The 24099-nt window shown below is 63.7% G+C and carries 22 protein-coding genes and 1 pseudogene; 17 read left to right on the top strand and 6 right to left on the bottom strand.

What is annotated here, in order from left to right; all coding sequences use genetic code 11:
• The 4 genes and pseudogenes from O7B34_RS29950 to O7B34_RS29935 form a co-directional block, all read left to right on the top strand.
• Positions 1 to 545: pseudogene (locus O7B34_RS29950) on the top strand (MFS transporter); the annotation flags it as partial.
• A gap of 150 nt (positions 546 to 695) precedes the next feature.
• Positions 696 to 1751, top strand: coding sequence for a succinylglutamate desuccinylase/aspartoacylase family protein (locus tag O7B34_RS29945; RefSeq protein ID WP_337149373.1), 1056 nt, complete (start codon positions 696 to 698; stop codon positions 1749 to 1751).
• A gap of 220 nt (positions 1752 to 1971) precedes the next feature.
• On the top strand, positions 1972 to 4161 hold the full coding sequence (locus O7B34_RS29940) for an anthranilate synthase (RefSeq protein WP_337149372.1): 2190 nt from the start codon (positions 1972 to 1974) through the stop codon (positions 4159 to 4161).
• A 5-nt stretch (positions 4162 to 4166) separates the two neighbouring features.
• A complete protein-coding gene (locus O7B34_RS29935) occupies positions 4167 to 5114 on the top strand; it encodes a cation diffusion facilitator family transporter (protein WP_337149371.1) in 948 nt (315 codons plus the stop codon).
• Between the two features lie 112 nt (positions 5115 to 5226).
• Here O7B34_RS29935 and O7B34_RS29930 read toward each other — a convergent pair whose 3' ends face one another.
• The gene (locus O7B34_RS29930) at positions 5227 to 6324 is read right to left on the bottom strand and encodes a hypothetical protein (protein ID WP_337149370.1); all 1098 of its coding nucleotides are present in this window, start codon (positions 6322 to 6324) and stop codon (positions 5227 to 5229) included.
• Between the two features lie 97 nt (positions 6325 to 6421).
• Between O7B34_RS29930 and O7B34_RS29925 the strand changes: the two genes are divergently transcribed.
• The 3 genes from O7B34_RS29925 (at position 6422) to O7B34_RS29915 (ending at position 8085) form a co-directional block, all read left to right on the top strand.
• Positions 6422 to 6859, top strand: coding sequence for a DsrE family protein (locus O7B34_RS29925; protein ID WP_337149369.1), 438 nt, complete (start codon positions 6422 to 6424; stop codon positions 6857 to 6859).
• 72 nt (positions 6860 to 6931) lie between these two features.
• Positions 6932 to 7717, top strand: a complete 786-nt coding sequence (locus tag O7B34_RS29920) for an SDR family NAD(P)-dependent oxidoreductase (protein WP_337149368.1) — start codon at positions 6932 to 6934, stop codon at positions 7715 to 7717.
• A gap of 59 nt (positions 7718 to 7776) precedes the next feature.
• Complete coding sequence (locus O7B34_RS29915) at positions 7777 to 8085, top strand: putative quinol monooxygenase (RefSeq protein WP_337149367.1); 309 nt, start codon at positions 7777 to 7779, stop codon at positions 8083 to 8085.
• On the opposite strand, the gene O7B34_RS29910 is transcribed toward O7B34_RS29915, so the two are convergent.
• Positions 8082 to 8972, bottom strand: a complete 891-nt coding sequence (locus tag O7B34_RS29910; protein ID WP_337149366.1) for a LysR family transcriptional regulator — start codon at positions 8970 to 8972, stop codon at positions 8082 to 8084. The genes O7B34_RS29915 and O7B34_RS29910 overlap by 4 nt on opposite strands.
• A gap of 148 nt (positions 8973 to 9120) precedes the next feature.
• Between O7B34_RS29910 and O7B34_RS29905 the strand changes: the two genes are divergently transcribed.
• The gene (locus O7B34_RS29905) at positions 9121 to 10656 is read left to right on the top strand and encodes an MFS transporter (RefSeq protein WP_337149365.1); all 1536 of its coding nucleotides are present in this window, start codon (positions 9121 to 9123) and stop codon (positions 10654 to 10656) included.
• Between the two features lie 39 nt (positions 10657 to 10695).
• Here the strand turns inward: O7B34_RS29905 and O7B34_RS29900 are convergent, their stop codons facing one another.
• Both O7B34_RS29900 and O7B34_RS29895 read right to left on the bottom strand, forming a co-directional pair.
• On the bottom strand, positions 10696 to 11472 hold the full coding sequence (locus O7B34_RS29900) for an esterase family protein (RefSeq protein ID WP_337149364.1): 777 nt from the start codon (positions 11470 to 11472) through the stop codon (positions 10696 to 10698).
• A gap of 6 nt (positions 11473 to 11478) precedes the next feature.
• Entirely contained in the window at positions 11479 to 12645 is a 1167-nt protein-coding gene (locus tag O7B34_RS29895; protein WP_337105886.1) for an ATP-grasp domain-containing protein, read from the bottom strand.
• A 403-nt stretch (positions 12646 to 13048) separates the two neighbouring features.
• Between O7B34_RS29895 and leuA the strand changes: the two genes are divergently transcribed.
• From leuA to O7B34_RS29875, 4 genes are all read left to right on the top strand, one after another.
• Entirely contained in the window at positions 13049 to 14788 is a 1740-nt protein-coding gene (leuA, locus tag O7B34_RS29890; RefSeq protein WP_337138430.1) for a 2-isopropylmalate synthase, read from the top strand.
• A 239-nt stretch (positions 14789 to 15027) separates the two neighbouring features.
• Positions 15028 to 16797: a tetratricopeptide repeat protein gene (locus O7B34_RS29885; RefSeq protein ID WP_337149363.1), complete on the top strand. Its 1770-nt coding sequence runs from the start codon at positions 15028 to 15030 to the stop codon at positions 16795 to 16797.
• Between the two features lie 197 nt (positions 16798 to 16994).
• Entirely contained in the window at positions 16995 to 17795 is an 801-nt protein-coding gene (locus tag O7B34_RS29880; RefSeq protein WP_337149362.1) for an alpha/beta fold hydrolase, read from the top strand.
• Positions 17796 to 17904: 109 nt separating this feature from the next.
• Positions 17905 to 18519 (top strand): hypothetical protein, encoded by a 615-nt coding sequence (locus tag O7B34_RS29875; protein ID WP_337149361.1) that lies wholly within the window; start codon positions 17905 to 17907, stop codon positions 18517 to 18519.
• Here the strand turns inward: O7B34_RS29875 and O7B34_RS29870 are convergent.
• Positions 18503 to 19432 (bottom strand): metallophosphoesterase family protein, encoded by a 930-nt coding sequence (locus O7B34_RS29870; protein WP_337106052.1) that lies wholly within the window; start codon positions 19430 to 19432, stop codon positions 18503 to 18505. The two genes, O7B34_RS29875 and O7B34_RS29870, sit on opposite strands and share 17 nt — an antisense overlap.
• A gap of 53 nt (positions 19433 to 19485) precedes the next feature.
• Between O7B34_RS29870 and O7B34_RS29865 the strand changes: the two genes are divergently transcribed.
• Positions 19486 to 19983, top strand: a complete 498-nt coding sequence (locus tag O7B34_RS29865; RefSeq protein WP_337149360.1) for an NUDIX domain-containing protein — start codon at positions 19486 to 19488, stop codon at positions 19981 to 19983.
• A 1-nt stretch (position 19984) separates the two neighbouring features.
• On the opposite strand, the gene O7B34_RS29860 is transcribed toward O7B34_RS29865, so the two are convergent.
• Positions 19985 to 20977, bottom strand: a complete 993-nt coding sequence (locus O7B34_RS29860; RefSeq protein ID WP_337149359.1) for a glutathione S-transferase family protein — start codon at positions 20975 to 20977, stop codon at positions 19985 to 19987.
• Positions 20978 to 21244: 267 nt separating this feature from the next.
• Between O7B34_RS29860 and O7B34_RS29855 the strand changes: the two genes are divergently transcribed.
• From O7B34_RS29855 to O7B34_RS29840, 4 genes are all read left to right on the top strand, one after another.
• On the top strand, positions 21245 to 21769 hold the full coding sequence (locus O7B34_RS29855; RefSeq protein WP_027146394.1) for a GNAT family N-acetyltransferase: 525 nt from the start codon (positions 21245 to 21247) through the stop codon (positions 21767 to 21769).
• Positions 21770 to 21916: 147 nt separating this feature from the next.
• The gene (locus tag O7B34_RS29850) at positions 21917 to 22678 is read left to right on the top strand and encodes a 3-hydroxyacyl-CoA dehydrogenase (RefSeq protein WP_337105894.1); all 762 of its coding nucleotides are present in this window, start codon (positions 21917 to 21919) and stop codon (positions 22676 to 22678) included.
• 107 nt (positions 22679 to 22785) lie between these two features.
• Positions 22786 to 23553 carry a HugZ family pyridoxamine 5'-phosphate oxidase gene (locus O7B34_RS29845; RefSeq protein ID WP_337149358.1) on the top strand — a complete coding sequence of 256 codons (768 nt, stop codon included), beginning with the start codon at positions 22786 to 22788 and terminating at the stop codon, positions 23551 to 23553.
• 164 nt (positions 23554 to 23717) lie between these two features.
• Complete coding sequence (locus O7B34_RS29840) at positions 23718 to 24062, top strand: ArsR/SmtB family transcription factor (RefSeq protein WP_027146391.1); 345 nt, start codon at positions 23718 to 23720, stop codon at positions 24060 to 24062.
• The last annotated feature ends 37 nt before the right edge of the window (positions 24063 to 24099 follow it).

Here is a 24099-nt window from a genome sequence, read left to right as displayed (position 1 = left end):
CCTCTGCCAGCCTGTTCGCCGTCTTCACCTACATCAAACCCTACCTCACCGACGTGTCGGGCCTGTCGACCGCGGCGGTCACCTGGGTGCTTCTGCTGTTCGGCGCCGGCATGACCATCGGCAACATCATAGGCGGCAGGCTGGCCGACTGGAAACTGATGCCGACGGTGATCGCCACCTTGCTGTTGATGGCCCTGCTGTTCGTCGGCTTCATGCAGTTCGGCGCGATCGCCAGTGTTGCCGTCGGCATCGTCTTCCTGTGGGGCCTGCTCATCTTCGTCGTCGTGCCGCCGCTGCAGATCCGCGTCGTCGAGGCAGCGTCGGAAGGCCCGAACCTTGCCGCCACGTTGAACCAGGGCGCCTTCAACGTCGGCAATGCCGGCGGCGCGTGGATCGGCGGCGTGGCGCTGTCCGCGGGCGTTTCCTACGCCAATCTGCCGCTGGTCGGGGCGGTGCTCGCCCTGCTGGCGGTCGCCGTCGCGGTACTGTCGCAGACGCTTGACCGGCGCGCGCCGGCCGTCGCCCTTCAGCCTGCCGCGGAGTAACTGCCTGTCGCCCAAAAATGCGAAGCGGTTTTGGGACAACGACATGCAGCAAGGCAAAAGACTAGCTTGCGCCCATGGCGCGGCGGGCTGGACCAATCGACATCGGCACCTTCAAATGGGCATGTCTTTTCGCGCTTGATGGAGGATGTCATGCAGAAATCGATCGAACGCATCGCCGGGGACAGCGAAGGCGTTTCCTACGAATTCCCGGTGTTCCGCTTCGCCGGTGCCGACAAGGCAGCACCTTCGGCCTATCTGCAGGCGGCGCTCCATGCCGGCGAATTGCCTGGCGTCGTCGCCATCGACGCATTGATGCCGATGCTGAACAAAGCCGAGGCCGAAGATCGCATCAAGGGCAACATCACCATCGTGCCCTGGGCCAACCCGATCGGCCGCGCGCAATATCATTTCGGCGAGCACCAGGGCCGCTTTCATCTGGGCACCCGCACCAATTTCAACCGCGGCTTTCCGCTGCTTGCCGCGCCCGACACCAGGCTTTTGCCGGACGCCTCTTTTGGCGGCGCCGACCAGCGGCTGAAGTCGCGGCTGGTGCAGCTTTCGCTGGGCCACGACATCGTGCTCGACCTGCATTGCGACGATGAGGGCCTTGCCTATCTCTACGTCCACGCCAGCCTGTGGCCTGAAATGGCCGATTGCGCCGCCGCCATGAGCGTCGATGCGGTGGTGCTGTGGAGCGAGGACGCCGACGGCACCTTCGAGGGCGCCTCGATCATGCCCTACCAGAACGCATCAGCCGACGTGGCGAAGTTCGACAGGCGCGTCGCCACCACGGTCGAATATCGCGGCATCCTCGATGTCGATGGCGCGCTTGCCTCGGCCGACGCGGCAGGCCTCTACCGGCTGCTGGCGGCGCGCGGCGTGATATCCGACAGCGCGCTGCCGGCACCCGGCCCGTTCAAGGGTGTCGCGGCACTACTGGAAAACATCGACATGATGCCGGCACCCCGGGGCGGCGCCGTCCTCTACGACGTGAAGCCTGGCGACCGCGTCACCAGGGGGGCGCGCCTCGCCACCATCGTCCACGCGCCGGGGGAAGCCGACGGCCGCACCGAAGTGTTCGCGCCGCAGGACGGCATCATCCTGACCCGCCGCTCGCGTCGCATCATCCGCGCCGGCGAAGACCTGTTGAAACTGGTCGGCGACAGGAAGAGCACCGACGCGCGGTCGGGCACGCTGGAGGATTAGCCTCCGTCGAATCCAGTTGCGCGGCCGCCCAATCGCCGGTAAGGGAATCGCCATGAACATGCGTTCGATCAAGACCATTTGGTGGTGGGCCTGCTGACAGCGGCCTGTTCGAACGCGTGCGCGTGAAAATAGAGGGTGGCCGCAACGGAATGTCCGGGCGGCCATTTGTTTTTCAAAGCCATTCCCGGGTCCGTTGCCCAAGTAGCTGATGGAGACGGCAATGACGTTGAAGGTTCTGGAAACCGGCGCTGAAAGCTTCGTGACGGGGGGTGGCATCACCATCACCCGCGAGCGCCATGGCCGGCCCTATGAAGGTGCGATCGACGCTTATGTCGACGGGCTGAATTCGCGCCGAGGGGCGGTATTTTCCTCGAACTACGAATATCCCGGCCGCTATACGCGCTGGGACACCGCCATCATCGATCCGCCGCTGGTCATCTCCGCACGCGGTCGCGCCATGCGCATCGAGGCGCTGAACGGCCGCGGCGAGGCGCTGCTGCCGGTCATCGGCAAGGCGCTCGGCGGTCTCGCCGAGGTCACAATCGCCGAGACCACCAAAAAGCTGATCCGCCTCAACGTCGCCAAGCCCGGCCGTGTCTTCACCGAGGAGGAACGCAGCCGCGTTCCCTCCGTCTTCACCGTCCTGCGCGCCATCACCGCTCTGTTCAGGACTGCCGAAGACGCCAATCTCGGCCTCTACGGCGCCTTCGGCTACGACCTCGCCTTCCAGTTCGACCCGGTCGAGCACACGCTCGTTCGCAAGGAAAGCCAGCGCGACCTGGTGCTGTTCCTGCCCGATGAGATCCTGGTCGTCGACCATTATTCGGCCAAGGCCTGGACCGACCGCTACGACTATGCGGGCGAGGGTTTTTCGACCGAAGGCCTGCCGCGCGATCAAATCGCCGAGCCGTTCAAGACCGCCGACCGCATCCCGCCGCGCGGCGACCATGAGCCGGGCGAATACGCCAATCTGGTGCGCCGGGCGATGGACAGCTTCAAGCGCGGCGACCTGTTCGAGGTCGTCCCCGGCCAGATGTTCTACGAACGCTGCGAGACGCAGCCATCCGAGATTTCACGCAAGCTGAAGTCGATCAACCCGTCGCCCTATTCCTTCTTCATCAATCTGGGCGAGAACGAATACCTGATCGGCGCGTCGCCCGAGATGTTCGTGCGCGTCAACGGCCGCCGCGTCGAGACCTGCCCGATCTCCGGCACCATCAAGCGCGGCGACGATGCCATTTCGGACTCTGAGCAGATCATCAAGCTGCTCAACTCCAAGAAGGATGAATCCGAGCTCACAATGTGCTCGGACGTGGACCGCAACGACAAGTCGCGGGTCTGCGATCCAGGTTCGGTGCGCGTCATCGGCCGCCGCCAGATCGAGATGTATTCGCGCCTGATCCATACGGTCGATCACATAGAGGGCCGGCTGCGCGAAGGCATGGACGCTTTCGACGCGTTTCTGTCGCATGCCTGGGCGGTCACCGTCACCGGCGCGCCGAAACTATGGGCCATGCGCTTCATCGAGCAGAACGAGAAGAGCCCGCGCGCCTGGTATGGCGGCGCCATCGGCATGGTCAACTTCAACGGCGACATGAACACCGGGCTGACCTTGCGCACCATCCGCATCAAGGACGGCATCGCCGAGGTGCGCGCCGGCGCTACATTACTCTTCGACAGCGTTCCCGAGGAAGAAGAAGCTGAAACCGAACTGAAGGCATCCGCCATGCTCTCCGCCATCCGCGACGCCAAGTTGGGCAATTCGACCAGCACCGAGCGCACCACGGCGCGCGTCGGCGATGGCGTCAACATCCTGCTGGTCGACCATGAGGACAGCTTCGTCCACACGCTGGCCAACTACTTCCGCCAGACCGGCGCCAATGTCTCGACCGTGCGCACGCCGGTGCCGGAAGAAGTCTTCGAGCGGCTGAAGCCCGACCTCGTCGTGCTGTCGCCCGGACCCGGCACGCCGAAGGATTTCGACTGCGCGGCGACCATCAGACGAGCGCGCGCCCGCGACCTGCCGATCTTCGGCGTCTGCCTTGGCCTGCAGGCATTGGCCGAAGCCTATGGCGGCGAACTCAGGCAATTGCACATTCCCATGCACGGCAAGCCGTCGCGTATCCGCGTCTCGAAGCCGGGCATCATCTTCTCGGGCCTGCCCAAGGAAGTCACCGTCGGCCGTTACCACTCGATCTTCGCCGATCCGGTGCGCCTGCCTGACGATTTCGTGGTCACGGCCGAGACCGAGGACGGCGTCATCATGGCCTTCGAGCACCGCAAGGAGCCGATTGCCGCGGTGCAGTTCCACCCGGAATCGATCATGACGCTCGGTCACAATGCCGGCATGCGCATCATCGAGAACATCGTCGCCCACCTGCCGCGCAAGGCCAAGGAAAAGGCAGCCTGACGGTAATGGCCGAAGCCGAGAACACCATGGCGATCGCGGCGAAAGCCGCCGCGAAGCGCAAGGTCGCCAATCTCGCCTTCTGGTCGATCGTGGTCGCCTTTGTCGTGCTCGCGCTCAAGGCCGCCGCCTGGTACGTAACCGGATCCGTCGCGCTCTATTCGGACGCGCTGGAATCGATCGTCAATGTCATTGCCTCGATGGCCGCCTTCTGGGCGATCCAGGTCAGCTACAAGCCGGCCGACCAGGATCACCCTTTCGGCCATCACAAGGCCGAGTATTTCTCGGCCGTGCTCGAAGGCGTGCTGATCGTGGTCGCCGCGCTTTTGATCCTGAGCGAGGTCTGGCGCTCCTGGCAGACCCCGGCCCCACTCGAACAGCCTTGGGAAGGCCTTGCCGTCAACGGCGTCGCCACCGCCATCAATGCTTTCTGGGCCTGGACGCTGATCCGCACGGGCCGAGCCGAAAAGTCACCGGCGCTGGTCGCCGACGGCAATCACATCATGACCGATGTGGTGACCTCGGTTGGCGTCTTCGGCGGCCTGGTCGGAGCGATCCTGACCGGCTGGCAGATTCTCGACCCGGCATTGGCCGTCATCGTCGCGCTCAACATCCTGTGGCAGGGCTGGCATGTCATCGGCTCGTCGATGAACGGCCTGATGGATCGGGCCGTCGATACGGCGGAGCACATGCGCATCCGCGACATCATCTCGGCCAATTGCAAGGGCGCTCTGGAGGTGCATGATCTCAAGACCCGCATCGCCGGCCGCGCCACCTTCATCGAGTTCCATCTGGTCGTCGATGCAGACATGTCGGTTGGCGCCAGCCATATCATCTGCGACCGCATCGAGGACGCGCTGAAGGCCGACATTCCCTCGGTGCGGGTGACCATCCATGTCGAGCCCGACGACGAGGCGAAACTTCCGAAGGGCACGACGGCCGTGCCGTTTGCTTGAGGCGGTTAGAGCGGTTGGAAGATTGGCCGAAGCCCTTCCTCCTTCGTCATCCCAAGGCGAAGCAGGAGCGAAGCGACGCGGCGCAGACCCTAGGATGGCCAAGCGCCAGATCTCAAGGCGCGCAGGCCGATTGCGGCATCGCCTCGAGCCGATAGACCTTGTCGTCGGACGCGGTCTTGCCGACGGCCGCTTTCGAACAGAGGTCGACAACCGCCAAGCTACTATTGGGATTGGCCAGCATGATGGTGCCGTTGGCGCCGCGCTTGAGGAAGATTTCCTTTTGCGCGATGTCGCAGGAAAAATTGCTCGTCTTCGAACTCGCGGCACAACGCCACTGGTCGGCTTCGCCCTGGCACGAATAGGTCTGCGTGACCTTGGCCCCCTTCTGCCGCGTGGTGACGGAGACGACTATGTCAGCGCCGTCGGGCCAGTTCGCGACATCGTTCCCGGAGGCGAAGGAGGCCAGTTCCACCGGCCCGCGGAACACCCGGATCGACTGGGTCAGTTGGTCGGGATGCGAACTCATATGCGCCGCGTCATAGTCGCGCCCGTAGCAGAAGGCCTGGTCGGGTTTGAACCGCTCGCGCAGCGGCGGCCCGAGCGCCGGATCGATCGGATCGATCCGCGCGAACTCCGCCTTGCAGGTTGCGGGGGGCATCGGGTCGAGGCGGAAATTGTCGTCTTCCTTGCCCAGCGCCTGCCTGTCGTATTCAGCCGTGCCGAGTTCTTCTTCCGAACCGGCGTCGAGATAGATATCGGACGACAGGTTCGACAGGATCAGCCTGCCCTTGTCGTCGACCTTCAGCGACGCAAGCGTGCGGTCGCATTCCATGCCGCAACGGATCGGGCCCGATTTGCCGTCCTCGGCCTCGTGATTGCACCAGCCGCCGGCCCATTCCGGCGCCTTGGCGCCGCGCACCGTGGTGATGAGGAAACCATTGTAGGATGTATCGGAATTGGCGCTCGGTTCCTCATTGGGACGGCTGACCGGATCATGGCCGTAGTAGAAGAAAATCCGCGCCACCTTCTGTTTCGGATGCGCCTTGAGATGCGCCGGGTCATAGACCCGGCCGAAACAGGCGTCCGCCCCGTTAGGGCTGAGTTCGGTGAGCTTGAGCGCATCGCCAGCAAAAGCAGAACCCGTAAGTCCGCCAAGCAGTGCGGCGCCGAACCCGGCGCCAGCGAGCATCTTCCATTCCCTGGACGCCATGTGACCCCCCTCCTCCGCATCGACAGGACGTGACGTCAATTTATGCTAGTATTGCGGCTTGAGCCACGCAAATCGCGGTGAAATCTGGGGGGACACCATGCGCCGACGTGACATGTTCCACGCGGTTCTCGCCGGAGCCGGAACGCTTCTCGGCCTGCGGGCGGTGCAGGCGGCAACCACCGAGCCTGCCAGGCTAAAGGTCGCCTATCACCTCAGCGATCTCGACAAGGTCAATTTCGTGCTCGGCAACATCAAGAACCACTATGAGGGCACCGGCGGCAATGTCGAGATCGCGCTGGTCGTGCATGGTCCGGCGCTTGCCGCCTTCAAGTCGAAGGGCATATCGGCGGCGATTTCGGGGCGCTTTACCGGTCTTGTCCAGCAAGGGCTCGACCCGCATGCTTGCGGCAACACCATGCACGGCATGGACATCACGCTCGCCGACCTGCTCGACGGCTTCCATGCCGCCGACAAGGGCGGCGTCGTCAAGCTCGCCGAATTGCAAAGCCAGGGCTATGTCTATCTCAGGCCTTGAAGCGGCACTGACTTGAATGCAAGGGTGGCAAGACCCACCACCAAGGTGTCGGAAATCCCCGGAGGAACAGCAATGCCAGAGACGGCCCTTGGTCTTGTCATCCCCGATCTCGCCGGTAAGGCGGTGCTGGTCACCGGTGCCTCGACCGGCATCGGCGCGGCGCTCGCGCTCGCCTATGCCGAGCAGAAATGCAAGGTGGCGCTGCACTATAATTCCAGCCGCGACGCCGCCGAGAAACTCGGCCAGACCATTCGCGACGGCGGCGGCGAGGTCTTCCTTGTCCAGGGCGACTTTTCTCTCCCCGCCGATGTCGAACGCGTCGTCGAGGACACCGCGCGACATTTCGGCCGCCTCGACGGGCTGGTCAACAATGCCGGCGGCATGCTTGGCCGCATCCCCTATGCCGAGCAGACCGAGGCGCATTACGACGCGGTGATGGACCTCAACGCCCGCTCGGTGCTGACCGCCTCGCGCAAGGCGATGCCATGGCTGAAGAAACAGGGCGGCTTCATCGTCAACACCTCATCGATCGCGGCGCGAAACGGTGCAGGTGGCGGCGCGGGTCTTTACGGCTCGGCCAAGGCCTTCGTCTCCAACGTCACGCGCGGCATGGCCAAGGAACTGATCGGCTTCGGCATTCGCGTCAACGCCGTGGCGCCGGGCACGATCCTCACCCCCTTCCACGAACGCTATTCGACCGATGAGCAGGTGAAGGGCATGGTCGCAACCATTCCGCAGGGCCGCGCCGGCACGGCGCAAGATTGCGTCGGCGCCTATCTGTTCCTCTCATCGGACCTGTTGAGCGGCTACATCACCGGCCAGGTGATCGAGGTCAATGGCGGCCAGTTGATGCCTTGACCGGCGACCGGCATACTGGACACACTCCTTTCGCGCCAACCCAGGGGGAAGACGAGGACATGTATGGACTGATCGGCAAGATGCGGGCGGCGCGCGGCCAACGCGACGCGGTCATGACTGTGCTGCGTGAAAGCACCGGCGCCCTGCCCGGCTGCCTGAGCTATATCGTCGCCACCGACCCTGCCGACGCCGACGCGATCTGGGTGACCGAAGTGTGGACCGATCAGGCAAGCCACAAGGCATCCCTGCAGCTTCCCGAGGTGCAGGCGGCGATCGCCAAGGCACGGCCCTTCATCGCCGGCTTCGAGTTCCAGGTGGAAACCCATCCCGTCGGAGGCTTCGGCCTGCCAGAGAGCAAAACCAGCTAAGGCGCGCGCGCTGCAAGGCGCTCGGGCAGGAAATCGACGAAGACGCGCACCTTTGGCGACAGGTGGCGATTGGAGGGCCATAGCATCCGGAACTGGCCACGACCGTCGACATGATCGTCGAGCACGGTGCGCAGCCTGTCCTCGCGCAGCGCCTCCCGCACCAGGAAATCGGGCATGCAGGCGATGCCGAGTCCGGCGATCGTGGCGCCTTTCAACGCTTCCATGTTGTTGCAGGTCAGCATCGAACGGATCAGCGGCTGGGCGCTCCCGGTAATGAATGGCCAGTCCAGCAGCCTGCCGCTGTTGAGATAGCGGAAGTTTATGCCGAAATGCCCGATGAGATCCGCCGGCACGCCGGGTATGCCATGGCGATCGAGGTAGGAGGGTGCCGCGCACAGCAACATGCGGAAGGGCGCAATGGGTTTCGACACCAATCGTGAATCGGGCAGCTCGCCGCTGCGGATCGCGACGTCGATGCCTTCTTCGATGACGTCGACGATCCGGTCGTTGAAATCGATATCGAGCTCGATCTCGGGATAGCGCACCATGAACTCCGACAGCACCGGCAGCAAAAGATGGTAGGTGACGATCGGGGTCGAGACGCGCAGCCGCCCACGCGGCGTCTCTCGTGTCCGCGACAGCATCGCCTCGGCATCGTCGATGTCGTCGAGAATGCGTCGCACGCGCTCGTTGAACAGCTTGCCCTCCTCCGTCAGGCCGATCCGCCGCGTGGAGCGCTGCAGCAGCCGCACGCCGAGCTCCTGCTCGAGCCGCGCCACACTTTTGCCGACCGCGGAAGCGGAGATGCCGAGCGCCCGCCCGGCGGCGACGAAGCTGCCGAACTCGGCGGTGCGGGCGAAGGCCAGAAGGCCGCTGAGGCGATCCATCATATTGCTCCATTCGAGCGTTTCGTTCCGTTATGTCGAGATATTTGATACCATTCTTCCTGATCTGTCTCTGACCTATCTTGGTCGTCATGACCGGGCGCCGCGATTGAGCGGCATGCCGGCGCAGACTACTCAGATAGGAAAATCCATGACCTTGAAGATCACCGCCGGCCCGGCCGAGAGATGGCTCGTGCTCTTGTCCGTATGCCTTGCCGCCATGACGATGCCCCTGACCTTCACCGGCCCGGCCGTCGCGCTCTCCCGTATCGCGGCCGATCTCGGCGGCAGCCCGATCGCGCTCAATTGGGTGACCAACGCCTTCATGCTGACCTTCGCCGCCAGCCTGATGGCGGCGGGCGCTCTGGCCGACAATCATGGCCGCAAGCGGATCTTCCTCGTCGGTCTCGCCCTCTACATCCTCGCTTCGCTCGGCGCGATGCTGGCTCCCGACATCGCCTGGTTCGATATCTTCCGGGCCGCGCAAGGGCTCGGCAGTGCCCTGGCCTTTGCCGGCGGCGCCTCGGCACTTGCCCAGGAATTCGAGGGACCATTGCGGCTGCGCGCCTTCTCCTTTCTCGGCACCAGTTTCGGCATCGGGCTGGCCTTCGGCCCGATTGCCTCGGGCCTGCTCATCTCCATGTTTGGCTGGCGGTCGATCTTTGTTCTGGTCATGGCACTCGCGGTTGCCTCGGCAATCCTCGGCCTGCGCACCATCAGGGAATCGCGTGACCCGGATGCGACCGGCCTCGACTGGGCGGGCGCCGGCACGTTCACCGTCGCGCTGGCCGCGCTGACCTACGGCGTGTTGCAGGCGCCGCAGAGCGGCTGGGCCGATCCTCTTGTGGTAACGCTTCTCGGCGTGGCCGTCCTTTGCTTTGTGCTGTTCGTCGTCGTCGAGCGACGCGTGCGCCGGCCGATGCTCGATCTCACCCTGTTTCGCTATCCGCGCTTCGTCGGTGTCCAGTTCCTGGCTGCGGCGCCCGCCTACGGCTTCGTCGTCCTGCTCGTGCTTTTGCCGATCCGCTTCATCGGCATCGAGGGGATGGGCGAGATCAAGGCCGGGCAATTGATGATCTGCCTTTCCGGGCCGTTGCTGGTCCTGCCCTTGCTTGCCGGCCAGCTGGCGCGCTGGATCGCTCCGGCAACGATCTGCGGCGTCGGCCTGCTCGTCGCGGCGGCTGGTTTGGTCTGGCTGAGCCTTGCGCCATCGATCGGCGTCGCGCTGATCGCGCCGCTAATCCTGATCGGCCTCGGCATCGCCTTGCCCTGGGGATTGATGGACGGGCTCGCCGTCAGCGTCGTGCCGACCGAGCGGGCCGGCATGGCGGTCGGCATCTTCAACACCACGCGCGTCGCTTGCGAGGGTGTGGCACTGGCCATCGTCATGGCGACGCTGTCAGGCTTCACCGCCGCGCAACTCGCCGCTCGAGGCGCTGCGTCTTCCAGCGATGCGGCCGCCGCGGCGCAGTTGCTGGTGACAGGCAATGTCGGCGGAACCGCGCAACATTTGCCGATGGCCGGCGCCGCCGTTCTGGCCGAGGCCTATGAAACGGCGTTCGACAGGCTGCTGATCGTGCTGGCGGCAATCACCATCGTCACCGCCCTCGTCGTCTTTCTAGGCCTGCGTCGCGGATCGGCGCCCGAACACGAGACCGTGCCGCTGCCGGCATGCCAGGAAGGATAGGCATCAGCCATTTGCAGGCCACCTGGATATCGATGCGCCTTAGTCCAGCCTGTGCATCAAATCGTCATCAAGCCAGCGGCCGAAGAAATACGCCAGCTGCTTGTGCCACCACGGCCAGTCATGGCTGACGTCGCCACCCCAATAATCGACCCAGGCGGGAATGGATTTGTCGCGCAGGATCTGTTCCAGCTGGCGCGTCTCGACCAGCATGCGTTCCTCCCAGGCGCCCTGCCCGCAGCAGAAGATCAGCCTGAGCGCCTTCAGCCGCGCCAGCAGCTTCGGGTCGACGATCCCTGGCAGATAATCGAGCGGCGAGTTGTAGAAGATGTCCCCGTCGAGCGCCGTGCCGAAGAAATCGCGCGCCGAATAGACCCCCGACAGCGAGATGACGCCGCTGGCGAGTTCGGGAAAACGGAAGACGAAGTTCGAGGAATGATAGCCACCCATCGAACAGCCTGAAAACAGCGGCTTCAGCCGCCGTCCGCCATTGGCTTGCGCCGAGGTTTCCAGAAATTCCGGCAGTGCTTCCTCTCGCACATAGCGGAAATAGGCCTCGTGGCGGGCGATACGGTGCGCGGCATCGACGTGCCTGGCGAAGAAGGATTCCGAATCGATGCCGTCGACGGTGAACAGCTGGATGCGGCCGGTGTCGATGAACTCGGCGAGCGCGCCCACCCCGCCGGAATCCTCGAACTGGTAGAACCGGCCTTGCGAAGTCGGGAACACCACAACCGGCCGGCCGGCATGACCGTAGCGCTTGTATTCCATGTCGCGGCCGAGATTGCGGGCGAAAGCCTTGTGATAGGAGACGTCCATGGGCCCTCAAGCCTTTTCCGCGTGGATATAGGCCACCGCCTCGCGCAGCTCCGCCTGATCCTTCGAGCGCATCTGATAGGCGTAATTCCCCATGGCGCGGCTGAAAACCTCTTCTATTGGCTGATGGTGGACGATCTTGTCGCCGTGCGCGGCTAGCACGTCCGCATGGCTGTGCAAATAGTCGAGGTGGCGCTTGCGGCTGGCATAGGCGGTGAAATACTTGCCCTCATAAGGGCCGCCGGCGGCGTCCTTGACCACCATGTCCGCCCAAGCCGCGTAGACATCGATGTCGAACGTGTAGTTGATCGCGTCGGTCATCCAGGCGCCGGGCGGGCGCATGTTGACCTCCAGCGCGATGATGCGGTCATCCCTAGTCTCGAACAGCTCGATGTGGAAAAAGCGTTCGCGCACGTCGAATGCTTTCAGGATCTTGCGGCCGGCCTCCTCGACGACAGGCCTGATCCGGGGAAAGCAGGTGTAACTCATGTGGCGGTCCTTGTTGACCACATCCATGACACTCTGGTCGTAGCGATGGCTGGCCGCCAGCACCACCTCGCCGTCGCGGTTGACCAATCCGTCATAAGTCACCACCAGCCCCTCGATGAACTGCTCCATGACGAAGGTCACGTCCTCCGGCTTGTCCCGGAAGAACTGGTCGAGCTCTTTCGCATTGGAGATCTTGAACGTGTTCGAAGCACCGGAGCCTGAATCCGGTTTGACCACCACGGGATAGCCGACGCGGCGGATGAAGGTCATGGCGCCGGCCCGGTCGGAACATTTGCGCTGCGCGATGGTCTCGACGCCGCTCTTGCGGAAGAAGGCGCGCATGCGGCTCTTGCGCTTCAGATTCTTCACGAAATCGAGTTTGGTGCCGTAGATGTTGAAGTCTGTGCGGATGTTGGCTTCCAGTTCCAGCCAGTGCTCGTTGAGCGATTCGAACCGGTCGATGCGGCCCCATTTGTGGATGAAATGCCCGATCGCCCGGAACACCGGCTCATAGTCCTCCATGTCGGCTACGCGGTAGTATTCGGAAAGTGCTGCCTTCAGCTTGCCGTCCAGCGCATCATAGGGTGCGTCGCCAATGCCGAGGACCGTCGCGCCGGCCTTCTTCAGCCGATCGCAGAAATCGGCGCCATTGGCGGGAAAATGCGGCGAGAAGAACACGAAATTCATGGACGACCCCCTGCCGGCGGCACCCCGCCACCGGTCAAGTCTGGCGCATTTGCAGCGCGCGGGGAAGAGCATCCGCATCAGGCATATATCGGACGCGTTCCGGCCCCGCTTGCCTCCAACAGGTCGCTCCTGTATGAGAGCGACCATGAACAGGCGCGCCACCACCGCTTCCCGTCAGACCGGCTTTGCCGGCGAGACCGTGCGCGCGCTTGCCTCGACCCTGCTTCTTCTCGGCCTTATCGGCGATCGCCGGGTTCGCTGAAGGAGCGCCCGGCGGTCGAACCGCCGCGCAAGCGCATGCTCCTTGGCAAATCATATCAAGCGAACGAAATTCTGGTAAAGGCGCCGCTTGGCACCACATCCGCCTGACAGGTGGACCCGCCAGCCGCCGGGAGAAACGACGATGAACGCACGAGAAGACATCCGCGCCAGCGAGGCCGCGACCGGCAAGCAAGGTGGCCGGGGCATGCCGGACGCGGCTCGAAAATATCAGCCCTACCCTACCGTCGGCCTCACGGACCGGACCTGGCCCTCGAAGATCATCGACAAGGCGCCTATCTGGTGCTCGGTCGACTTGCGCGACGGCAACCAGGCGCTGATCGATCCGATGGGCCACGAGCGCAAGGCGCGCATGTTCGGCCTGCTGCTCGACATGGGCTTCAAGGAGATCGAGATCGGCTTCCCGTCGGCTTCGCAGACCGATTTCGATTTCGCCCGCTGGTGCATCGAGGAAGGCAATGTGCCGGCCGATGTGTCGTTGCAGGTGCTGGTACAGTGCCGGCCCGAACTGATCAGCCGCACCTTCGAGGCGCTGAAGGGCGCCACCAACCCGATCGTGCATTTCTACAACTCGACCAGCGAGTTGCAGCGCCGTGTCGTCTTCGAGAAAGATGTCGGCGGCATCAAGCGCATCGCCACCGACGCCGCCAAGATGATCACCGAGATGGCGGCCAAGGCCGGCGGCGGCTATCGCTTCGAATATTCGCCGGAGAGCTTCACCGGCACCGAACTCGAGGTCGCGCTGGAGATTTGCAACGCCGTCACCGAGATCGTCAGGCCAACGCCTGACAACAAGCTGATCATCAACCTGCCATCGACGGTCGAGATGTCGACGCCCAACATCTATGCCGATCGCATCGAGTGGATGTGCCGCAACCTCGACAACCGCGAAAACCTGATCATCTCGCTGCATCCGCACAATGACCGCGGCACCGGCATCGCCACGACCGAACTCGGCCTGATGGCCGGCGCCGACCGCGTCGAAGGCACGCTCTTCGGCAATGGCGAGCGCACCGGCAATGTCGACATCGTCACGCTGGCGCTCAACATGTACACGCAAGGCGTCGATCCCGGCATCGACTGCTCCGACATCAACCGGATGAAGGACGTCTACGAATATTCGAACCAGCTGAAGATTCCCGAGCGCCATCCCTATGTCGGCGAGCTCGTCTACACCGCCTTTTCCGGCTCGCACCAGGACGCCATCAACAAGGGCATGAAGGCCTTGAAGAAGGCCAACACGCCGCATTGGGAAGTACCTTACCTGCCGATCGATCCCGCCGATGTCGGCCGCAGCTACGAGGCCATCATCCGCATCAACTCGCAGTCGGGCAAGGGGGGCATCGCCTATGTGCTGCAGGCCGATTACGGCCTCAATTTGCCGCGCAACCTGCAGATCGAGTTCAGCCAGGCGATCCAGGCGATCACCGACGCCGAAGGCAAGGAAGTGCCGGCAAAGCGTATTCATGACCGCTTCCTCGAAACCTATGTCGACCAGCCGGGCGCCCGGCTGAAATTCCTCGACCACCACACCTATCCGGATACCGAGGTGAAGGGCCGGCGCGTGGTCGAGGCGGTCATCCTCGACAATGGCAAGGAAACGACGATATCGGGCACCGGCACCGGCCCGATCGACGCTTTCGTCGATGCGCTGTCGCGCCATGTCGGCGTCGAGATGTCGGTGCTCGATTATTCCGAGCATTCGATGCAGCGCGGCTCGAATGCATCGGCCATCTCCTATGTCGAGATGGAATATCCCGGCGGTAAGCTGTTCGGCGCCGGCATCAACACCAACATCGTCGCCGCTTCGCTGGAAGCGGTGACGTCGGCGGCCAACCGTATCGTCGGTCGCAGAGCGCGATAGCATCGGTCGTCGGCGGCGCGGGAGCAGCTCCCTCGCGCCGCCATTTTTTCAAGCTCGCACAAGGCTTTGGCCTCGACTGGCTCCCACGATCATCCCGTGACCGACACCGGCCGGGCCGTTAACCACCGGAAAAATATCCGGTGAGGTACGCGATCACATAATGCGTGTATACTTGTACGGCGGTGCGGGCATTATATGATCCGTGCCTTAACCTGTGCCGACTTCGAGAGGATCGACACTTGCAGCATGCCACGCCTGCCGCCCCCGCAGTGCGCGAAACATTGGAGCGACTGCTTGCCAGCGAAACGTTCGGAAGATCCGAACGGGCACGCAAGCTGCTGCGTTATCTTGTCGAGCGCGAACAGGCCGGCGAAGCCGACAGGCTCAAGGGCTTTTCCATCGCCATGGATGTCTTCGGCAAGGATGGCGATTTCGATCCTTCGACCGACGCGGTGGTGCGGGTTCAGGCCGGCCGGCTGCGCGATTTGCTGCAGCAGTATTTTGCCAATGAAGGTGTTGCCGAGCCTGTCCGCATAGCCATTCCGCGCGGCGGCTATGTCCCGGCCTATGAGCTCAACGCAATCCGCTTGCCGGAGACGTCCCAACCCGCCGTCCAGAACGGAGCGGCGGCGGCTCCATCGGCGCAACGCGACACTGCCGAAAGTGCCATTCCGGCCGCTGCCTTGCCGGCACCGATGGTCGCGTCGGCGCCGTCGGTGGCACGTCACCTCAGATTTTTCTGGATGGCGATCGCCGTCGTCATCGCCATGCTCGGCGTTTTGATCCTGCGTCAGGGCAGCGGTGCGCTGCTGGCAGGCGGCGACCTTGCGGCCACGCTCGAGACCGCGGGCCTGACCGGCAGCGTCGCGTCGTCCAGCGAGGACTTGCCGCTCGTCTACATCGCCGTCAAGGCCAGCGGCACGGATGCCAGCCGTGTCGCCGCAACGCTGCGCGCCGGCCTGAGCGGCTTCGATACGATCGACTTCATCGGTCGCGACACGGTCGACACGACCGATCCGGTCACCAATGCCACGAGCTTCATCTTCGACATTCTGCCTGGACCGGATACGGGTGACATCACGATCGAACTGCAGAGCGTGGCGACCGGGCGGGTGCTTTTGTCGCGCAACCTGACCGCCGCCGACAGCGCACCCACCACCGTCGAGAGCCGTATAGCCGGCATCTTGACGTCCGCTCTTCCCGATTCCGGCACGATCTACAGCTATCTCGAACAGAGCGGCATACAAGCCGGCCTGACGCGGTGCCTGTTGTTCAACGGCAAATACTATCTCGACCAGAACGCCAGGACCCACGAGGCCGCCTATCGCTGCCTCGAAAACCTCGCCGAAAACGGCGCCAAATCGTCGCTGGTTTATTCCGAGCTCGCTTCGTTGCAGCTCGAGGCCGTGAACGACCACTACGCCTACCCGCCGGATGCGACGATCGACAAGGCGCTTACATTCGCCCACCGCGCCGTGCAGATGGGACCGACCAGCCCCAACGCGCATCGCGCCTATGGCTACATCTATTCGCGACTTGGCAATGCCGACGAGGCGCTGCGCTGGATGCGCAAGGCCTATGACCTTAACCACTACGATATAGCCATGGCTGCCGCCTACGGTTACGGGCTGATTTTCGCCGGCCGGTATGCCGAGGGGACGCCGATCCTGGCCCAGGCAGTGGACGCCTCCAGCGGTCATCCGACATGGTGGGATTTTGGACTTTTCGCTGGCGAACTCATGCTTGGCGACACGAACAAGGCGGCGATCGCCAGTTCCTCTCTGAGAACAACCGCAACGAAATCGCACTATCTTGCCGCCCGGCTGATCGGCGCCAAGATCGCCGGTCAGGACAATCTGGCGCGCAAGCTGCTCGACGAGCTGAACGCCAAATTTCCGAAATTCGCCGCCAATCCGCGCGCGACCTTCATTGACCGAAAATATCCGGCCGATCTGACCGAGCGCTTGGTCGGCGCGTTACGCGCCGCCGGACTCGGCAGCGCTGGCTAACGCCAAGCGATCGACGGCGCTGAGCATTGTCGATTTCGTACGCACCGATCACCGAATATCGGTTAGCCGGTGACTTCTGTCATCAACCGTACAAATCGCGAAAATTTTACTGGCCATCGCGCAGAACGAGGCGCAATCCAGCCACAATTGACCGTGGTCTCGCGTTTCCCATTGCCCTGCAACAAGTCCCCAGCTTCATGATTTCATCGCTTCATGCCGCCGAACAAGGTGCCGGTTCGAAGACCATCGTCCTACTGCATGGTTTCGGCGGCTGCCACGATATTTGGCACGAAGTGGTCCCGTCGCTGTCGCCTGCCGCTCGCACACTCGCTTATGACTTGCCCGGGCACGGGCTGTCGCTCGATTTCCCCGGCGCCGGCCCGGCCAAGGTGGCGGCAAGGGCCGTCCTGGCCGATCTCACCGCGCGATCTCTGAAGCGCGTTCATCTGGTGGGCCACTCGATGGGCGGCGCGGTGGCGGCGCTGATGGCGTTGGCCGAGCCCGAGAAGGTGGCGTCGCTGACACTTTTGGCGCCTGGCGGCTTCGGCGCCGAGATCAACGGCCCGCTGTTGCGCCGCTTTGCCGCCGCGAGGGACCCATCCGACATCCGGGCGTGCCTCGTTGCCATGTCGGGACCACTGACGCGGCCCATCGATCACACCGTGGACGCCCTTGCGGACATGCGCGAGCGACCTGGCCAGGTGGAGAAACTCATTGAGATTGCTGCCGCCATGACCAGCGACGACCGGCAGGGCGTCATCCCGCGTGACCGGTTGGACACTCTGACCATGCCGGTGATGGTGGTATGGGGCAGCGACGATCCTGTGCTGCCCTTTACCCACACGGATAATCTGCCTGCGCAATTTCATGTCCACCACGTGCTGGGGGCTGGCCATATGCTGATCGAGGAGGCGCCTGGGCTGGTTGCCACGATCATCCGGCGCAACATGAACCGCCGCGCCAGGCCCTTGCGCCCGAAACTCGCCGCGACCGGTTGACACGTCCCGCGCGACCTCGCCCGGACGCCTCCCCGCCTTGATCTCGCCAGTGCATTTTGCCGGCGGCTGTGTTAACTGCATGTTAACCAAACCCGCGAGGCCGACGCCGATGAAGGACGCAGGCGAGAAGATCGATCCATCAAGCAAACTGTCCGACGCCATCCGTGACGTGAAGAACGCCTTCGCTGACCGCGACGATGTGGTCGTCGACATGCGCGAGGCGCACCGCATGCGCCTCGACCTCCTGGCCGCGGACCTCGCACCCGTCTTTGCCGACGTTCCAGCCGACATGGACAATTTCGACTTTGTCGTCTCCTCGGGGCTACAGCCGCGCCTGTGGATCGACGCCGTCAGCCATGTCGCGATGGGGCGCGACCGCCGCACGTACCGCTTCCTCAAGGACACACGCGTTGGCCGGGTCGTGCTTGCCGAATCGACCGAGATGAAACCTGTCGCCGATTCCGTGACGCGTTATGTCGCCGAGCGCATCGTCGAGCGCCGGAGGATGATGGAGGGTGGCGTCGAGCCGGCGGTCGCCGGCATGAGACGCGCCAAGGTCGCGGAAGCCGAGCCGCCGCTGCGAGCGTCGATGCAAGGCAGGGGCTGGTCGGCCTTCCTGTCCGGCCTTGGGCTGATCGCCGCCGGCGGACTGGTTGGTCTCGCGGTGTCGGCTGCGCTGTTCTGGGACCGCCTCGCGGCCATGGTTCTCAACTGGCGGCCATAGCCGCGTCGGCCTCGACACCGAGCTCCAGGGTCTGCAGATCGGCAGGCGGTAGGGACGGCCCGGTCAAGCCGCGCCGCGTCAGGTGGATGCGCCAGTTTCCCTTTTCACCGTCGATCTCGAACAGATTGTACTGCGCGGCGGGATGTTTGCCGCCCGGCGCCTGGCCGGCGGCGGCGACGCCGACGAACGGGACCTTCGCGCCGCGGAGCCCGATCTGGAACAGCGATGGCAGATGCGAATGGCCGTGCAGCACAAGCTCCGCGCCGTGGCGGCGGACGATCTTGTGGAAGCGGGCGATGCCGAACAGCCGCTTGTGTTGGGAGACGGCGCCCCGAACCGGCGGGTGATGGATCATGATCGCGCGGAACAGCCCCTGCTTCGCCGTGCTCTCGAGGATCTTGCCGAGCCGAGCCGCCTGCTCCTCCATGAAGAAACCATTAGCCATGAAGGGTGCCGTGGCGCGCGCCGTCGAGACGCCGATCAGCGCGACATTGCCGCGCACGCGCAGATAGGGGAAGGCATTGCGATCGACCGGCGTGTTGACACCGTCGCCGCTCATCCAAGCCGCCCATGACCTGCAGATCTTGTCGAAGGCACCGGGCACATAGGCATCATGGTTTCCCGGCACGACCGAAACGTCATGCGGCGCCCCAAGCGTCTCGAGCCAGTGTTTGGCCATCTCGATCTCGCCGTCGAGCGCCAGGTTGACGAGGTCGCCGGTGACGGCGAGATGGTCCGGGTTTTGCGCCTTGATGTCCGCGACGATGGCATCGATGACGGCATCGTGCATGTGGCGGCGGCGATTGCGCTGCCAGTTGACATAGCCGAGCACGCGCTTGGACGCGAGATCGCGATAGGATACATCGGGGAGCGGCCCCAGATGGACATCGGAAATATGCGCGAGCCTGAACATTCCTCCTTCATAGGCGACGCGCACGCGGCTTTCCACCCACGGTTTCGCTACTGATGGCGACCGATGAGGAGGCTCCGTTCCGCCAGGCCGGCTGGCCGGGTTTCAGGGCCCGGCTGTTCCATCTCTATTTCGTGCTGCGGCGGCCGATGACGCTCGGTGTGCGCGGCCTGATCCACGATGCCACCAACAATTCCGTCTTCCTCATTCGCCACACCTATGTGCCGGGCTGGCAGCTTCCCGGCGGCGGCGTCGAGATCGGCGAGACGATGACCGAGGCGCTGGCCCGCGAACTCGCCGAGGAAGGCAACATCGCGCTGGCCGCGCCACCGGTTTTCAGATCGATGCATTTCAACCGCCGCGCCAGCCCCCGCGACCATGTCGGCTTCTACCTGGTCGAGCATTTCAGCCAAACCGCGCCGAAACTGCCCGACCATGAAATCGCCGAGGCCGGCTTTTTCCCGCTCGATCGCTTGCCGGAAAGCACGACGCCGGCAACGCTGCGGCGGATCGCTGAGGTTTTTAGGGGCGAGCCGGCATCGGCTTACTGGTAGGTCAGGCTGCAGCCTTCCTGAACCGCCCCCGATCATGCCGCGCACCATAGTCGAGCGCCGGCCCGACCGGTATGATCCGGGTCGGATTGATGGTCTCGTGGCTGGCGTAATAATGCGCCTTGATGTGGTGCAGGTTCACCGTCTCGGCGACACCAGGCACCTGATAGAGGTCGCGCAGATAGTTCGACAGGTTCGGATAGTCGGCGATGCGGCGCAGGTTGCACTTGAAGTGGGCGACATAGACCGGGTCGAAGCGCACCAGAGTGGTGAACAGCCGCCAGTCGGCCTCGGTAATGCGGTCACCAACCAGATAGCGTTGCCTGGAAAGGCGATCTTCCAGCGCATCGAGCGTCGAAAACAGCTCGCCGAACGCCTCCTCATAGGCCGTTTGCGTGGTGGCGAAACCGGCGCGATAGACGCCATTGTTGACGGCGGGATAAACCAGCGCGTTAACAGCGTCGATCTCGCCACGCAAGGCTTCCGGGTAGAAGTCGAGGCTGGCATCACCCCATTCGTCGAAGGCCGAATTGAGCATCCTAATGATCTCGGAGGATTCGTTGGAGACGATAGTCTGTTCCTTTTTGTCCCATAGCACCGGCACCGTCACCCGGCCCGAATAGCCCGGATCGGCCTTGGTGTAGATCTGGTGCAGGAAGTCGAGGCCGTAGAGCGTGTCCCCTGTCGCACCGTCCTCGGCCAGGAACGTCCAGCCATCAGCACCCATGAAATGATGCACCACCGATACCGAAATAATGGCGTTCAGCTTCTTCAGCGCGCGAAAGATCAGCGTCCGGTGCGCCCAAGGACAGGCGAGCGAGACATAGAGGTGATAGTGGCCGGGCTCCGCCTTGAAGCCGCGGCTGCGGCCTCCGCCCGGTGTGCCGTCGCGCGTGATCCAGTCGCGCCACTGCGACTGCGCCCGCACGAACTTGCCGCCACTGTTTTTCGTGTCGTACCAGCGGTCCTGCCATTTGCCATCGACGAGCAATCCCATGAATTGTCCTTTCGCGTTTCCCGTCATGTAGGGCGCGATGCGGCAAGGCGGAAATCATCCAGGGCTGAACAGATCGTCAATCAGTAGGGCCAGCGAAGGCGTCGATTGCGGCGGGCGAAAATTGATGCTAGCGGACACTCCGCATGTTCGACTTTGCTTTGATCCGGTTTGACCGACGACGAAAGGGCGCCCGCGCTTGATGAAGCGCTGACTGGCGAATGCTGCCGTTTGCAGCAACCTTTCCTCCTCTACCGGAACGCAACGACCATGAGCCTTGCCGACGTGAAGTACCTGCCGGAAACTCCGGCGCACGATCCTGAAATCGAAGCCATCAACGACGAGGCCTTCGGCCCCGGCCGTTTCGTGCTGGCCGCCTACAAGATCCGCGAGGCCGGTGGCCACGAGCGCGCGCTGTCCTTTGTTGCGGTCGACGGCGACCTCGTCGTCGCCTCGGTGCGTATGACGCGCATTGCTGCCGGTGCCGGCCGGGCGCTGATGCTTGGGCCGCTCGCGGTGCGGCCCGCCTTCAAGAATCTCGGCATCGGCCGCCGGCTGGTGGCAATCGCGCTGGAAGCGGCCGCCAAGGCCGGTGCGCCCGCCGTGATGCTGGTCGGCGACGAGCCCTATTACGGGCCGCTCGGCTTCAAGCGCATTCCGCGCGGCCAGATCTCGATGCCGAGGCCTGTCGACCTCGACCGCCTTTTGTCGCACGAGATCACGCCGGGCGCGGTTGCCAGGCTCATGGGCGAGGTCGGTCACGCCAGCCAGGCCAGGGTCGCCGAGCACGCCTAGGGCAGCTTCAGGAAGGTATGAACGGGTTCCGCAGTTCACCGTTTCTGCAAGACGGCGAACTGCTCCATCTTGACCTTGTCGGTCGATCCGGGCCTGATCCGTCCCTGTTTTCATGGAAAAGCCCATACTCACAGGAAGGATGACGCCATGACCCCCAACGGCCAGATCGCGATCGTGACCGGCGGCGGCTCCGGCCTCGGCGAGGCGACCGCTCGCGCGCTTGCCGCCAAAGGGGCCCGCGTCGCCATCCTCGATGTCGGCATCGAGCGCGCGGCCAAGGTTGCTGCCGAGGTCGGCGGCATCGCCGTCCAGTGCGATGTTGCAAGTGCCGACAATGGCGCCGCTGCCCTCGCCGATGTCGCCGCCAGGCTGGGCGAGCCGCGCATTCTGGTCAATTGCGCCGGCATCGCCATCGGGGTGAAGACGATCGGCAAGGATGGACCCCATCCGCTCGACCAGTACCGCAAGGTGATCGAGGTCAATCTGATCGGCACCTTCAATATGATCCGCCTGGTTGCCGACCGCGCCGCGAAACTCGAGCCGCTGCAGGGCGGCGAGCGCGGCGTCATCGTCAACACCGCCTCGGTCGCCGCCTATGACGGGCAGATCGGCCAGGCGGCCTATTCCGCCTCCAAGGGCGGCGTGGTCGGCATGACGCTGCCGGTGGCGCGTGATCTCGCCCGTTCCGGCATCCGGGTCTGCACCATCGCGCCCGGCATTTTCAAGACGCCGATGATGGCCGGCATGCCGCAGGAAGTGCAGGATTCACTTGGCGCCGCCGTGCCCTTCCCGTCCCGCCTCGGCGAACCATCCGAATATGCCGCGCTTGCCCTGCACATTGTCGAAAACCAGATGCTGAACGGCGAGACCATCCGCCTCGACGGCGCCATCCGCATGGCGCCGAAATAGGGCGTGTCGCCCAAAGGGTGCGAAATGCGGCGGGTGCCTCCCCTTGCCAAGTTCGGCACGCCGGCTGATAAGTGGAATAGGAAAATCAACTTAGCAGGACGAGAACCTTGGGCGACCGGAAGAAGGATGTGATCCGCGAGACCGACGCCGAGGCGATCCGGTTGGCGAAAACGCTTCTGCGCAGCGCCCGCTTCGGCGCCCTGGCGGTGCTGGAACCAAGGACCGGATCGCCACTGGCGAGCCGGGTCGGCATCGCCACCGACATCGACGGCGCACCGCTTGTCCTGGTGTCGATGCTCGCGGCGCACACGTCGGCCCTGCTTGCCGATCCGCGCTGTTCCCTGCTGCTCGGCGAGCCCGGCAAAGGCGATCCGCTGGCGCATCCGCGGCTGACGCTGGCATGCCAGGCATCGCGGCTGGAGCGCGGCTCGCAGGCGCATGCCCGTGCCGAGCGCCGCTATCTCAACCGCAATCCCAAGGCGAGCCTCTATGCCGGGCTCGGCGACTTTTCGATCCTTCGCCTTGAGCCGCAACGCGCCAGCCTCAACGGCGGCTTCGGCAAGGCCTATCAGCTCGAACGGCTCGACCTTCTCACCATTGGGCCCATCATCGAGGAACTCGCCGGAAGCGAACAATCGGCCATCGAGCACATGAATGCGGACCATCTCGATGCGATCGCCGTCTACGCCCGTCATCTCGCCAAGGCACCCGGCGACGGCTGGACCATTGCCGGTTTGGACGCCGAAGGCATCGATCTGGCGTCGGGAGACAATATTTGCCGGGTATTTTTTCCACAACCATTGGTAATGGTGTCGGAACTGCGTCCCGCTCTGATTGCCATGGCCAGGGCCGGCAGGGCCGCATCGGAGATATAAGGTGCGACTAAATTGCATTTGATCAAAAGCAACGCTTGAGATTTGAAAGAAATGTTCTAGGCTTAGATGTGGTGCTGACTCGTCGGCACCTTCACAAGTGAATTTATGGATTCAGGCACCATTGCCCCCATGGCGCCTCGATGAGCAAACAGCATGGGGCATCAATGGTCTCGACAAAGCTAATCGCCAACGCCGAATCGGCTGCCGAATTTCTGATGCTGATGGGCAACGAAAAACGGCTGTTGATCATGAGCTATCTGATCGACGGTGAAATGTCGGTCGGCGCCATCGCCGAAAAGGTGATGCTCAGCCAATCCGCTCTCTCGCAGCACCTGGCCAAGTTGCGGGCGCTCGACATCGTGGACACCCGGCGCGATCGTCAGATGATCTACTATTCCTGCAAATCCGATGCGGTGCGCGAACTGCTCACCATGCTGGATGGCATTTTTGGCAGCGGCAAGGAAGATCTGTCCCAGATGGCGCAGAGGTTGCGCCGCGCCGGGACTTGACCGCACGCTGCCGAGGCCGTTTACCTCGCTGACGATT

The sequence above is a fragment of the Mesorhizobium sp. Cs1299R1N3 genome (genome assembly GCF_037179625.1).
GTDB classification, from domain to species: Bacteria; Pseudomonadota; Alphaproteobacteria; order Rhizobiales; family Rhizobiaceae; genus Mesorhizobium; species Mesorhizobium salmacidum.
Note: the sequence above shows the minus strand (reverse complement) of the source record. Positions and strands in the feature narration are given on the sequence as shown.